Source organism: Mesorhizobium sp. M1A.T.Ca.IN.004.03.1.1 (genome assembly GCF_003997555.1).
Classification (GTDB): Bacteria; Pseudomonadota; Alphaproteobacteria; order Rhizobiales; family Rhizobiaceae; genus Mesorhizobium.
The window spans coordinates 1-266 of record NZ_RZTV01000428.1 but is presented as its reverse complement, the minus strand read 5'-3'; the positions used below and the strand labels follow the sequence as shown (position 1 = coordinate 266).

Here is a 266-nt window from a genome sequence, read left to right as displayed (position 1 = left end):
GCTTGACCAGGAACGGGTCGCGTTCCGCCGCAACCAGCCGCACACATGGTCAAACAAGATCCGCATCGGATATATGTCATCGGACTTCTGGGATCGCCACGCGACGATGAAGCTGCTGCAGCGCATTCTCGAACTGCACGACAAGGACAGGTTCGAGGTGACGCTCTTCTGCCATACGGGCCCCGAATACCTGAAGCATAACGACACCGACCGCAGCCGCTGGGGCAGGATCGTCGACATTCGCGGTTTCTCCGACCAGGCGGTGC

Annotated in this window: 1 pseudogene; it reads left to right on the top strand. The window is 60.2% G+C overall.

The annotated features are described in order from the left end of the window. Window positions 1–266 (top strand): annotated as a pseudogene (locus tag EOD29_RS32300) (glycosyl transferase); the annotation flags it as partial.